Below are 12,979 nucleotides of genomic sequence, written 5' to 3' on the forward strand. Positions count from 1 at the left end.
AATTCATCCCATCGCTTATATTCCGCCCATGTCAAGAACTTGTGCCTGCATTGTCTGCGACGGCGAACCGGCATCGAGCGAAGTGCTCAGAGAATTCGTCGAAAGATGCAGCCTCATAATCGCCGCCGATGGCGGTATCGAGCAGTTGAAGCAGATCGGGGTTGTACCTGATCTCTTGATCGGCGACATGGATTCTGCCGCAGAGGCATTGACAGGTGGAGCCGCCGGTGCCGAAATAATCAGGTATCCACAGGACAAGAATGAGTCCGATTCAGAATTGGCGGTGGTCGAAGCTCTCAAACGAGGCGCCGACAGAGTACTGCTTCTTTCTGCTGCCGGCAAGAGGTCTGATCATTTCTTCTCAAACTTGGCAATCCTGACCCGGCATGCAGGCAGAGTATTTCTCGTCGACGGCAACTTCGCTGTCTTCTCGCTTGATGCTGAAACATCGGGATCGAGACTCAAAATAGAGCAACATAAGAGACTCTCCGTTTTCTCTTTCGGAGAAAGCGTACAAGGATTAGCCGTTAGTGGAACGAAATGGGAGCTAAACGATGTCACGATTCAGGCCGGTTCGCTTGGCCTGAGCAATGAAGCGACCGGCGCAGCAGTCACAATATCAATCCAATCCGGGACATTGCTTGTCTTTGCTGAATGCAGGCCGGACGACATTGAGGTGGAACCTCGACCGGTTGAATAAAATCACAAGGAAATAGTATTATAATCGTGGATTGCAGATCACACAGTTCCTATTTTGAAACTTTTAGGGGATTGTGACGTCTGTAACATGAGAAGACGAAAGGAATATGAAAATGGAACCAACCGCACAAGAGGTCAATGGCCTTGCATATGTAGAGATGAATCCATTTCTGCGCTTCTTTAGCCTGTTCTATTCACCTAAAGAGACATTCATGAGTCTCACTAGGAGCAAGTGGGCGTGGATCTTGCCGATTCTCGTCACGGCTTTGGTGGTGACGGCCTGTTTCCCGTTCATGCGAGACGTCCTCGCCAAAGATCAGGTTCGAAGGCTGGAGAACTCCTCTCTGCTTGAATCACTGCCCAAGGAGCAGCGCCAGGAGATAATCGATAATAGTCAAGAGTCTATCCTGAATCCTCCCATCTGGCAGTATGCAATCGGTTTCGCATTTCCATATATCGCTGCTCTGGCAGTCGGGGCAATCCTGCTGATGATAGGAAATATCTTTCTCGGTGGTGATGCCAAGTACTTCCAAATGTTGACGGTTTATGCCTTTTCAGCTTTGATTGGCATTCCTGAGACGATAATAAAGACGTTTCTTATACATTCGAAGGGTAGCACCGATGTTGCCACAAGCCTTGCAGTTGTGCTCGGTTCGAGTGATACGACGTCGTTCCTATATGCACTGCTGAACAAGTTTGACATATTCACGGCATGGATGATGTCTGTTCTGATAATAGGAATGACCGTGTTTCTTCCGAGAGTGTCAGGCAAGAAGATAACCATTTGGGTCATATCGTTCTGGCTCATTTGGACTATAATAATCTCCTTGGCATCATCGTTCACCGGCGGAGCTTTCGGATTCTAAATTTAGGAGCTTAAAGATATGAAGAATGATAGAAAAGGCGCATATTGCATCGGTTCGGCAGTCATCCTGCTTGCTCTTCTGCTTGCGACGCCAATCTCAGTGACATTCGCCAAGACCTATACTCTGAATGAGTGTATCGATAGGGCGCTCGGGACGAATCTCTCTGTGGTACAGGCACAGGGCAGTCTAAGGCAGGCGAAGTCGGACGTTTTGTACTCATGGGGGCAGTATTTGCCGAGCATTGGCTGGCAGATGCGAGGGACATACAACCATCTGCGATTATCCAGGGTCTATGATGAGGACACCCGGCAATTCTTTGAGGTCGATTACACAAGGGATTCGCACTCATACCGCGCGTTGCTCTGGGGACGCCTGACGCTCTTCGACGGATTGACTCGTTATCACGACTACGCAAGCTCTAAAGCATATCGGAGTGAGAGAGAGCACCGGCTGACACAGACACAGATTCAGGCCGCATTTGGGGTCAAGACGGATTATTTCAACCTTCTTAAGGCGCAGTCGATATTCGACATCAGGAGAAAAGCGACCGAACGCTCTCATCAGTTGATGAAGATCGCACAAACGAAGTACGAACTCGGATCAGCTTCGCTGTCCGACGTACTCAAGGCTAAGGTCTCTCTTTCTCAAGCGCAGCTCGATTCACTGACTGCGGAGAACGCTGTTGCCACCGGTCAGGCAAAGCTGGCCTACGCAGTTGGAGAAAATGTGAACGAGGCTATTGTAGTGACTGAAGTTGATTTATCCGTAGCAATATATTCTATCGAGCAAGTCAACGACATGGCAATTCGCCAGAACCCTGACTATCTCGCCTCACAGGAAAGTCTGCGAGCGGCGTCGCACGGACTCAGCTCTGCAAGGGGAGCATATTATCCCTCAGTTTCTCTCGATGCGGGCAAGAGTTGGGACGGGCTCGAACTGGGGCAGTTAGATGAAAGGTGGGCCGACAATTACCTCATCTATGCGAACGCGACTCTCGATTTCAACATCTTCAACAGATTCGGAACAAAAAGGCAGACAGAATACGCAAAGGCGAATCTGCACACAGCAGAGTATACACTGAGCGATACGAAACGAGCTGTCGAGCTTGAGGTGCGCGAGGCATACCTGAATCTTCAGGAAAAAGCAAAGGCGAGAGAGCTTGCCAACGAACGACTTGCATCGGCTGCGGAAGACTACAAACTTGCGCAGGAGAAATACACGCTGGGAGCCGCCACAATACTTGATATCCTCGACGCTGAGGTCAGTCTCAAAACAGCTGAATCGGACAAGATCGATAGCAAGTATAACTATTATCTGGCTGTGGCGAGGCTCCAGCAGGTTATGGGAATTATTGAATAGAGAAAGAAGGTGAGCAGCCGTGCCGAATGACTCCATCAAGCCGAATGGACTTCATAAGAAGAAATCCAAAAAGAAACTCCTGATCATCGTGGGAGGCATCGTCGTAGTGGCGATTCTTGTAATTGTCAATCTTAGCATGTCCTCTCAGAAAGGGTCGAAAGTCACCTCCGGTTTGGTGGAGAGAGGCGACATCATATCAAAGGTGACCGCGACCGGTCGCGTCAAGCCAAAGACTGAAGTCAAGATACAGGCATCGGTGCAGGCTACAATCGTCGAACTCCCGGTGAAAGAAGGGGACTTCGTACACGCCGGTGATCTGCTGGTTAAGCTGGACCAGACTCGATACCAGGCCGCAGTGCGCATGGTAAAAGCCGACCTTGCATCCGCTCGGGCTAATATGAAGCAGAGCGAGGCAAATATGCTCGAAGCTGAATTGACGAACACCCGAGCAGAGCGCATGTTCGAGAAGGGGCTGCTGTCGGATGAGGAGAGAATCGCTCGTAAGACCTCTTATGAAGTTGCAGCCGCCCGGTACGAAGCTTCACAATATCAGGTGGAACAGAGTCAGGCGAATGTCATCCAGTCGCAGGATGCTCTCGACAAAACAGTTCTGACTTCTCCCATGAACGGCGTTATCACTGACTTGAATGCGGAAGTGGGCGAGATCGTACTGGTTGGCACCATGAACAACCCCGGTACGGTTATCATGACCGTATCAGATCTGAGCGAAATAGAAGTTGAAGCAGAAGTTGACGAGACAGATATTGCAGCTGTGGTGCTGGGTCAGAAGGCCGCCATTCGTGTCGATGCCTTCCCGGATACGATCTTCGAGGCTACAGTCACCGAAGTAGGAAACTCCGCCAAAGTATCCGGATTCTCGAGCCAGGATCAGGTGACTAATTTCATTGTCAAAGTCCAGTTCTCTGAGACATATGATCCCGTGAAGCCGGGCATGACAGCCGAAGTCGACATCACAACCAACGAGCACAAGGATGTTCTTCATGTTCCGATTCAGGCCGTCGTCATGAGAGATGAGCTTCCCAAAACAGAGGATGAGATGGCCGATGAGCAAACTGAATCCTCTGGAGCAGCTATCGCTGCAGAGCCGACAGAGGACATCAAGAATGCGTCCAAGGACAGTGATAAGAAGGAATACGAAGGTGTGTTCCTGATCAGGGATGGCGAGGTTTCTTTTGTCGAAGTAACTACGGGGATATCCGATCAGCAGAGTATCGAAATCACGTCGGGACTCTCTGACAGCCTTGAGCTTGTGATCGGACCCTACAAAATGTTGCGAAAACTCAAACACGGCGACGAAGTGATACCTGAGCAGAAGAAAGAAGTGGAGTAATCGAGGAAGCAGGTTTTTGATGCTGATAGAAACGGTAGATATCTGGAAGACTTACATAATGGGTTACGAGGAGCTCCATGCCCTGAGAGGCGTGGACTTGTCCGTGGAGAAGGGTGAATACCTGGCAATCATGGGACCGTCCGGATCAGGAAAGTCTACTCTTATGAATCTGATCGGATGCCTGGATACTCCGACCAGGGGATCGTATTATCTGAACGGTCAGCTTGTTTCCGAGCTTAACGACGACGAGCTCGCAAGAATACGGAACAAGGAAATCGGATTCGTATTTCAGACGTTTAATCTGCTCCCACGGGCAACCGCGCTGCACAATGTCGAGCTTCCCCTGATATACAACGGCACTGATTCAGCATCTCGCAGAGAGAAGGCCGAGATGGCTCTCGCATCGGTCGACCTTGCAGACAGGATGACCCACAAGCCTAATGAGCTCTCCGGGGGGCAACGCCAGAGAGTAGCGCTGGCACGCGCTCTTGTGAACAACCCCTCTATCCTCCTTGCTGATGAGCCGACAGGGAATCTCGACACCGCAACCGGCGAAGAAATCATGAATGTCTTCGATAGCCTCCATCAGCAGGGCCACACGATCATAATGGTCACACACGAAAAGCATATCGCTGAACGCGCCGAACGGGCAATCCACATCCTTGACGGCAAGGTTGAACGCGAGGAACGGCGAGCCGGATAGAATCGTCATGAAAGTTTGGGATATAGTCGTAATGTCGGCGCAGGCGCTCCGCGCCCACGTGCTCAGGACTACGCTCACCATACTCGGCGTGGTCATCGGGGTAACATCCGTCATAGCAATCGTTTCGATCATCGAGGGGATGAATTTCAGGGTCGCCGAGCTGATCAACTCGATGGGCCCCTCATCGTTCGTAGTGAACAAAGGCGGCATAATCACCTCGCATGAGGCGTGGCTAAAGGCACGCAAGCGAAAAGACCTCACGATGAATGATCTGCGCGCGATACAGGACGAATGCGAATCCTGCTACAAGGTCGGAGCAAGAGCTTTCAGGTCCAGAGCGGTGAAGTACGGCAGCGAGAAAGTGAACGACGTGCTGGTATTCGGGGGCACTTACAACTTCATCGACATAACAGAGTTTGAAATCGGCGAAGGGCGCATGCACTCCCAGTTCGACGACGACCATTCCAGATCAGTTGTATTGATTGGTGCGGGAATTGAGAAAGAGCTCTTCCCAAACCTCAATCCAATCGGCCGACAGGTCAAGATCGGCGGCTTTAAATACGATGTAATCGGCATTGCCAAAGAGCGTGGTGCAATTTTGGGAAACGATCTAGACAAGTTCGTAGTGATACCGCTGACGAACCTGCGGAAGAATTTCGGTACAAGCCGCAATTTGCAGTTGCTAATCAGCGCCAAATCACCGGAAACATTGCAGGAAACGATGGACGAGGTCAGGATGATCCTTCGTGCACGCAGACATGTTCCATATAGTGAAGACGACGACTTCGGGATAGTGACATCCGACGCGTTCATGGCAATGTATGAGCAGGTGACAAAGGCGGTCAGAGTAACGGCCATCGTTATCCCGGCAATTGCGCTGGTTGTAGCCGGTATTGTCGTGATGAACATCATGATGGTGTCCGTGACCGAACGTACTCGCGAAATCGGCATCAGAAAGTCCCTGGGGGCAAGACGGAAGTCGATTCTGCTGCAATTCGTGCTGGAAGCACTGCTCATGTCCATAGCGGGCGGAGTCATTGGCATCGGTCTCGGGCTGGGTTCCGCAAAACTGCTAACCGATTGGGGTAGTCTGCCATTTATAATCTCGCCTATCGCGGTTGGCGGTGGTATTTGTGTATCAACCGGTATCGGCGTGATATTCGGTCTCTACCCTGCCCTAAAGGGATCGAAACTCGATCCAGTTGATGCTATGAGGTACGAAACATGAACCTCGTGGAGGGGACACAGGGAGTCAAGATCGCACTCGACTCGATCTGGGCTAACAAGTTCCGGTCATTCATGACGATTCTTGGCGTTCTGATCGGGGTGGCGTCAGTAATCGCGATGGTAGCTATCATCAAAGGTGTTGATGAATCTGTTAAGGGATCGATCGAGAAGCTCGGCTCAAACGTGTTGTTCGTATCGAAATTTCCTCCTGACACCGACTACTCGAATCTGTCGGATGAAGAACGCCGGCGCAAACCAGTTACCACTGAAGATGCTAATGTAATTCGGGAGCAGTGTCCATCGGTCGACGGAATTTCCCCGGAAGACTATTACCAGAGACCGGACGGCAACATAGCGAAGTATCGCGATCAGACGGTGGAACGACCCACCCTATTTGGCACACTTCCAGATTACGAAAAAGTCAACAATACGTTTGCCGACAAAGGCAGGTTCTTTACCGAAACTGAAAATTTCCATGCGGCAAGGGTCTGTGTGCTCGGGTACGACATCTCCGAGGGGCTTTTCCCGGATAGGGACCCGATCGGAGAGGTAATTACGATCAACAGCACGAGATTCACTGTTGTCGGTGTCATGGAAGAGCTCGATCTGGTGTTCAATGATTCACCGAACAAGTTCATCGCCATCCCACTCAACACATTTTTGAAAATGTACCCATGGGAAAAGGAGTTGTGGTTGGCGGTTTCGGCGAGGTCTCCGGAGTTGATAGATCAGGCAAAGGAAGAGATAGTAAACGCTTTAAGGCTTCATCGCGGGGTGCCGTATGACAAAGAGAACGACTTCGCTATTTTCACGCAGGAGAATCTGAAGGAGCTATATGAAGACCTGACAGGTACTATTGTCGCGGTCATGGTCGTCATTTCAGCTATCGGTCTGATGGTTGGCGGAGTCGGTGTGCTGAACATTATGCTTGTTTCGGTTACCGAGAGGACTCGTGAAATCGGTGTCCGAAAGGCGATTGGCGCAAGAAAATCCAATATCCTTCTGCAGTTCCTGGTCGAAGCTGTCACCCTTTCCTGCTCCGGCGGAATCATCGGGATACTGGTTGGGCTCGGTATCTCAGCCATCGTATCTGCAGCCACAGGGCTTCCGTTCGCTGTTCCAGTCATGGGGATCATTCTCGGCTTCTCGGTCGCAGTGGGGGTTGGCCTCATTTCCGGCGTCTATCCGGCGTATCGAGCAGCCAAAGTCGATCCGGTAGTATCCCTCAGATACGAATAGTCAAGATTTTAGCTTGCATCCAGTCCAGTGTCGGACAATAATATGCATGTGTAATTGTATTAAACCATTTGTGATCTGCATCGTTTAGTATAGTAGAAGATGATGTGGGAATATTCGAATCCGGATTGGAGTTGCTGTTATGGATATTACACGAAAGCGCTTGGTTGTAGTTGTCATAGGAGTCCTTCTCCTCTGGTCTGCAGTTCCCGCCTTCTGCCAGACGGGATACGTAACCACTCAGGACCCCGATAGCCCCAGGTTCATTTTCGACTTTGCGGCCTTTCGCTCCGATGTCGACGAAGACATGGTGACATTGGAGATTTATTATAAGATTTATAATGATGGCCTCCAGTTTTTCAAGCAGGATGGTAAATTCGTTGCAAACTACGAATTCAATGTTGTGGTGCTGGGTGTGGACAAGAACCAGGTTACCGGTTTTTCGAGGCAGAGGAAGCACACTCTCGATACATATGCTCAGACAACCAGCGCGGGAGGCTATCTGATCAATCAGATTGAATTGCTGGTCCCGAAAGGGGAATTCAAAGTTGTGTGCAAGCTCATTGACGAACTCTCCGGCAAGGTTGCCTCAATGGAGAAGGACGTGCGGGTCGAAGATCTCTTTCGAAACGAGATCAGCATGTCTGACATTGAGTTTGTCCACTCTATAGAGGAACAAGCTGATGAGGAGTCAGGGTTCGATAAGGGCGAGAAACGTATTGTGCCGTTTGTGTCGCGAAGTTTCAGCGGAGACGCTGACAACGTCTCGTTTTATGCTGAATTGTATTGCGACAAGGCGGATCCCACCGATGTCTCTATCCAATACAAAGTCGTAGATGAGAAGGCAAAAGTGGCATACAAGGACAAACTGGACCTAACCCTCGAAAGTCAGATCACACGATTGATCAAGGTGGTATCTACAGAGAACCTTGTTCCGGGCCGGTACGAATTATCATTCGAGTTGAAGGACAGCCATAAACGAACACTTGTTAATCGCAAGACCACGTTTACGGTTGCCTGGTCGATGAAGGCCCTGATTCGTAACGACTTCAGCGCTGCAGTGGAACAACTTCGCTACATCGCATCGAAAGACGAGACAGATAAACTCAAGAAGGCCGATCCGGAAGCACGGGAACAAGTATTTGAAGATTTCTGGAGAGACCATGACAAGTATCCGGAGACTCCCGAGAATGAGACGAGGAGCCTCTATTACGGCAGGATCAGACATGCCAATGAGAATTTCAGTGTTGTGAATCAGCAGGGATGGGAAACTGACAGGGGAAGAATTTATATCATCTTCGGTGAACCGGACAACGTCGAACGATACCCGTTCGAGTTGACCAGCGTACCATATCAGGTATGGTACTACTACCGGCTGTCACGCACTTTTGTATTCGAGGACACACACCACACCGGCGATTACTATCTTAAGTTCCCGTACGACGGTCGCCGGGGTGGGCTCCATGAGAATTTCGAAGACTTTGACTAGCTTTCGGAGGGTCGATCAAAATGAGAATAGTACTATCGTTTCTGTTGTGTATGTTGGCACTGCAGACAGCCAGCTTTGGACAGGCTGAAGCTCAGCAGGAGAGAATTGCAGCGTGGCTCGACTATGCTTGCTTCAAGTTCGAACCGAATGACAGCCTGACATTGGTTGAATTCTACTACGGACTCCAGCGATATCAGCTGACCTTTGCATCAACAGATTCCAACTATGCAGCCACTGCATTTGTCTGGATAGAAATCCTCGATGAGGATGGCTCCACTCTGGACACTCTCTACAAGAAAATCACTACCAGTGTTAAGTCGCCTGCCGAGACTAATAACCGTAATGTGAGGCTGACAGACCAGATAGCCACTTCCTTGAGGCCGGGTACATATATTGCGAGCCTTTACATCGAAGATGTCGAATCACATGTCGAAAACGTGGCATTATCTGGGAAGTATGGCCAGAGAAAAGTTAAGGTGCTGGTGCCGAGTTTCAATACCGATCGACTCACGATGTCCGGGATTGAACTCGCTTACAGGATTGACTTGCTGCCGCAGGGAGTTCAGACGTCTGAGTATAAGTCAATCGACAAGAGCCAGCGGAGAGTCATTCCGAACCCCTCTCGCATCTTCGTCAACGAGGACAGCATGATGTACTTCTACAGCGAAGCCTACAACCTGGTATTCGGACGCGACGTCAACAAAGAACTCCACGTAACCTGCAAGATTCTTGATTCTTACGGAGCAACCGTGTCTCATTTCGGGCAGCGCAGGCAGATAAAACCGGGCACGGTTGCCATTGTCTCGTCGGCGCTGGATATTCATGATATGGCTGAAGGCAATTATGCACTGAGCCTTGAAGTTGATGACGGCGAGAATGGAGCGACTGCCTCAGCCACGAAACCGTTTCAATTATTGGTCGGCGGCAGGGAGTTGAGTCCCGGCGTACCAGCCGAGATGTTCACCGGGGAGGATGCCGCCTATCTGGAGAGGGTACTAAAATACGTTCTGACCTCGAACCAGAAGGCAACGCTGAAGGAGCTGAGCCTCGAAGGAAAAATGAGGTTTTTTGAGGAGTTCTGGATCAGATCGGATCCCGATCCATCTACGCGGCTTAACGAGTTCAAGGTTGAGCTTTTCAGGAGATACAACTACTCGAATGAACATTACTCGATCGGCATAGCAAACAAGCAGGATGGCTGGGAGACCGATCGCGGGAGAGTCTACATAGTATACGGTGAACCGGATGAGATAGAATACTATCCATCCACTTCAGATCTCAATCCGTTCGAGAAATGGAACTACTACTCACTCGGAACACAGGGCAACAGGTACTTCATATTCGAAGATGAGACCGGATATGGCGATTACCGTCTTGCGCACTCCGACGCCAAAGGAGAACCGATCGATCCAGTGTGGCAAGATAGAATTGAGCAGGGAGCGCTGAACAACTATTGATGCTCTGAGGCAACGATAGATATCGCGAGGGTGTTCTCACTGTTCACACCTCGCCTTCGGGCTCGTGTCCCGAAAGGAAAATGCATTTGCCCATCTCAGGCATGTATGATTGGCATTTCCTGTACCCACCGAAGGGAATCACTCCGTCGAAAGCATAGCAATCGAGATCGAAATCACGACACGGCAATTCCCGGTAATCATTTTCGTTCTGATCCTGAGTTTGCGCCGCCGACCGGTCCAGCAATTCCATTACAGACCTCATAGTATGATCAATGCCGGATATAAGATATGCAAAGATTGTGAGACATCAAGATGGATCATAGGCACAGTGCATCACTCCTGCACATTAGTATGGCGTGCTGATGTTACTTCTTTGTGCAGACAGTTACAAGAGTGTCACACAGACGGGGCCTGATGAATCTCGCGATGTGGCAGATGTAGCGAGTCAGGAACGGCTTGCAGTAGACACTGTAGTCACGGTACATCCGGAGTACCACCCGGAATCCGTTCTTTTCGACTCGCTCTGAGAGCTCTCCGGGGCACGCTGCCATTCTGCGTACCAGCTCCCTTTCTTCAGTAATCCTGCCGGAAATGACATCCTCGCCTTGGCGCACTGCTTTGTCGGACGCTTGTGCGTCTATCGGACGAGAGGGGTTATGCGACTTGAGAATCATCCGAGACGTCGGTTTCATCAACCGCCTGATCTCGGAGAACACTGTTGCAGCCGATTCAGAACAGCCATCAGGAAGATTCGAGAGTATTATCCAGTCAAAACTACCGTCTTGAAAAGGAACAGACTCACCCGGAAAGGCACAGCGCATCACCTCGACACCGGTCGCTGCATAGTCGCATTCTGCTGACGCATTGCTCGATTCCCCGGATGGCTCGATCCCGAATACTCTGTAATTCAGGAATGCAAGTGGAGCAAATCTAAATCCACAGTCCATCCCGATGTCGAGCACTGTCATGCCATCCCCGTTGAATGGCAGAAGCGAGATCAAATCGCATGCACAGGCGCGTTCGGCTCGCGCTGAAGGATGATCGACGCCAATGCTGGATCGGCTTATGTCATCCACTATTGATCTGACCCATTCTTTCTTCACATGACCCCCAATGGTCGCCAGCCCCTTTCAAGAAAGACAAAACAGCAGGTGCACAATCAGAGGATGCTCAACCGAAAGTTAAGAGACGCGGAGCGAACTGTCAACTCGTTTCCTCTTCGACCTCCACAGGATTCCTCTTCATGCCATATTCAGCAAGCTTGTTTCTAAGAGTTCTTGACGTGATCCCGAGAATATCAGCCGCTTTGGATCGATTGTTGCCGGTGAATTTCAGCGATTCCATGATCGCGTATTTTTCAAGTTCGGCGATCGAGACGGGCATGGGCAGACGGACGTCTCCTGAGTCCATGCTCTCTCCCATAGACAGATACTCCGGCAGGAGCTCTGCTGTAATCGTGTTAGCCCTGCATGTAACAACACCCCTTTGGACTATATTTTCCAGTTCCCGGACGTTCCCGGGCCAATGATGATTCAGCAATATCTTCATAGCTGCCTCATCGACTTTGTCAATTGAGCGCGCATTCTCTTCGTTGTATTTCTCCACGAAGTGGTCTACAAGTGCCGGAATATCATCCTTGCGAGCGCGCAAGGGAGGGATTTCGATCTGGATCACATTCAAACGATAGAATAGATCCTCACGGAAGTTGCCTTGTCTGATTTCAGACTTTAGATTTCTGTTTGAAGTTGCTATGACACGTACATCGACTTTGATTGGCGTTCCGGAGCCGACTCTCTCAAACTCGTATTCCTGAAGTACACGGAGCAACTTCGCCTGGAGCGCCATCGGCAGCTCCGAGATTTCGTCCAGCAGCAGAGTCCCTTCATCAGCAAGCTCGAACCGTCCCTTGGTCTGCTTGATCGCCCCGGTGAATGCACCTTTCTCGTGGCCGAAAAGCTCGCTCTCTATGAGGTTTTCCGGCAGAGACGCACAGTTTACGCGAATGAACGCTTCATCACTTCGAGGGCTGTTATAATGAATCGCCTTTGCGATGAGCTCTTTGCCGGTGCCGGATTCGCCAGTGATCAGAATCGTCGCCTTGCTGTCTGCCGCAACTTTCACAAGATCAAAAACATCGGTAAGCGTCTTGTTCTTTCCCACGATGTTGTCGAAACTGTATTTCCTACCGACCTCTGCTCTGAGCATATCGTTTTCGGCGCGCAAATCATGGTAATCAAGAGCCCTCTTGACAGTCAACTCCAACTCTTCAGGAGAAAACGGTTTCAGAATGTAATCATGTGCGCCAATCTTCATAGCTTCTACCGCATTCTTGACCGTACCGAATGCGGTAATCATTATCACCATCGATGCGGGTGAAGTTTTTCTGATTCGTTTGAGCAGCTCGATGCCATCCATCCTCGGCATCCTGACATCAGAAAGTATGAGATCGAAGTCCTCTATATTTATCAACTCAAGAGCGTCCTCACCAGACATGGAAGACGTGACATCATAGCCGGACCGAGTCAGAGTTTCTTCGACGAACTCGTTGACCAGTTTGTCGTCATCAACGACCAGGATTTTTTCCGTCATTGT

The 12,979-nt window shown here is 50.2% G+C and carries 12 protein-coding genes; 9 read left to right on the forward strand and 3 right to left on the reverse strand.

The features are described from left to right. The 9 genes from KKH67_06000 to KKH67_06040 form a co-directional block, all read left to right on the forward strand. On the forward strand, positions 1-700 hold a 700-nt coding region (locus KKH67_06000; protein ID MBU1318737.1), incomplete at its 5' end, for a thiamine diphosphokinase. A 112-nt stretch (positions 701-812) separates the two neighbouring features. Next, on the forward strand, positions 813-1,565 hold the full coding sequence (locus KKH67_06005; protein MBU1318738.1) for a hypothetical protein: 753 nt from the start codon (positions 813-815) through the stop codon (positions 1,563-1,565). Between the two features lie 18 nt (positions 1,566-1,583). Then, positions 1,584-2,924 (forward strand): TolC family protein, encoded by a 1,341-nt coding sequence (locus tag KKH67_06010; protein ID MBU1318739.1) that lies wholly within the window; start codon positions 1,584-1,586, stop codon positions 2,922-2,924. 19 nt (positions 2,925-2,943) lie between these two features. Next, on the forward strand, positions 2,944-4,275 hold the full coding sequence (locus KKH67_06015) for an efflux RND transporter periplasmic adaptor subunit (protein MBU1318740.1): 1,332 nt from the start codon (positions 2,944-2,946) through the stop codon (positions 4,273-4,275). Between the two features lie 19 nt (positions 4,276-4,294). Next, a complete protein-coding gene (locus tag KKH67_06020; GenBank protein MBU1318741.1) occupies positions 4,295-4,978 on the forward strand; it encodes an ABC transporter ATP-binding protein in 684 nt (227 codons plus the stop codon). A 7-nt stretch (positions 4,979-4,985) separates the two neighbouring features. Next, complete coding sequence (locus KKH67_06025; GenBank protein MBU1318742.1) at positions 4,986-6,206, forward strand: ABC transporter permease; 1,221 nt, start codon at positions 4,986-4,988, stop codon at positions 6,204-6,206. After that, on the forward strand, positions 6,203-7,444 hold the full coding sequence (locus KKH67_06030) for an ABC transporter permease (protein ID MBU1318743.1): 1,242 nt from the start codon (positions 6,203-6,205) through the stop codon (positions 7,442-7,444). The genes KKH67_06025 and KKH67_06030 overlap by 4 nt, the downstream gene beginning before the upstream one ends. 139 nt (positions 7,445-7,583) lie before the next feature. Next, a complete protein-coding gene (locus KKH67_06035) occupies positions 7,584-8,930 on the forward strand; it encodes a GWxTD domain-containing protein (protein MBU1318744.1) in 1,347 nt (448 codons plus the stop codon). Between the two features lie 20 nt (positions 8,931-8,950). Further along, complete coding sequence (locus KKH67_06040) at positions 8,951-10,387, forward strand: GWxTD domain-containing protein (GenBank protein ID MBU1318745.1); 1,437 nt, start codon at positions 8,951-8,953, stop codon at positions 10,385-10,387. A gap of 43 nt (positions 10,388-10,430) precedes the next feature. On the opposite strand, the gene KKH67_06045 is transcribed toward KKH67_06040, so the two are convergent. The 3 genes from KKH67_06045 to KKH67_06055 all read right to left on the reverse strand — a co-directional run bounded on the left by KKH67_06045 (position 10,431) and on the right by KKH67_06055 (position 12,976). Beyond that, a complete protein-coding gene (locus KKH67_06045; protein ID MBU1318746.1) occupies positions 10,431-10,637 on the reverse strand; it encodes a hypothetical protein in 207 nt (68 codons plus the stop codon). A 115-nt stretch (positions 10,638-10,752) separates the two neighbouring features. Next, positions 10,753-11,490 (reverse strand): methyltransferase domain-containing protein, encoded by a 738-nt coding sequence (locus KKH67_06050; protein ID MBU1318747.1) that lies wholly within the window; start codon positions 11,488-11,490, stop codon positions 10,753-10,755. A gap of 100 nt (positions 11,491-11,590) precedes the next feature. Continuing rightward, entirely contained in the window at positions 11,591-12,976 is a 1,386-nt protein-coding gene (locus KKH67_06055) for a sigma-54 dependent transcriptional regulator (GenBank protein ID MBU1318748.1), read from the reverse strand. Positions 12,977-12,979: the final 3 nt, after the last annotated feature.

It is taken from the genome of Candidatus Zixiibacteriota bacterium (genome assembly GCA_018820315.1).
Taxonomy (GTDB): Bacteria; Zixibacteria; MSB-5A5; order JAABVY01; family JAHJOQ01; genus JAHJOQ01.

What these genes read in the sequence shown, in the direction of transcription:
- KKH67_06005 (MBU1318738.1), top strand. Translation starts at nt 813, where the DNA reads ATGGAACCAACCGCACAAGAGGTCAATGGCCTTGCATATGTAGAGATG.
- KKH67_06010 (MBU1318739.1), top strand. Translation starts at nt 1,584, where the DNA reads ATGAAGAATGATAGAAAAGGCGCATATTGCATCGGTTCGGCAGTCATC.
- KKH67_06020 (MBU1318741.1), top strand. Translation starts at nt 4,295, where the DNA reads ATGCTGATAGAAACGGTAGATATCTGGAAGACTTACATAATGGGTTAC.
- KKH67_06025 (MBU1318742.1), top strand. Translation starts at nt 4,986, where the DNA reads ATGAAAGTTTGGGATATAGTCGTAATGTCGGCGCAGGCGCTCCGCGCC.
- KKH67_06030 (MBU1318743.1), top strand. Translation starts at nt 6,203, where the DNA reads ATGAACCTCGTGGAGGGGACACAGGGAGTCAAGATCGCACTCGACTCG.
- KKH67_06035 (MBU1318744.1), top strand. Translation starts at nt 7,584, where the DNA reads ATGGATATTACACGAAAGCGCTTGGTTGTAGTTGTCATAGGAGTCCTT.
- KKH67_06040 (MBU1318745.1), top strand. Translation starts at nt 8,951, where the DNA reads ATGAGAATAGTACTATCGTTTCTGTTGTGTATGTTGGCACTGCAGACA.
- KKH67_06045 (MBU1318746.1), bottom strand. Translation starts at nt 10,637, where the DNA reads ATGGAATTGCTGGACCGGTCGGCGGCGCAAACTCAGGATCAGAACGAA.
- KKH67_06055 (MBU1318748.1), bottom strand. Translation starts at nt 12,976, where the DNA reads ATGACGGAAAAAATCCTGGTCGTTGATGACGACAAACTGGTCAACGAG.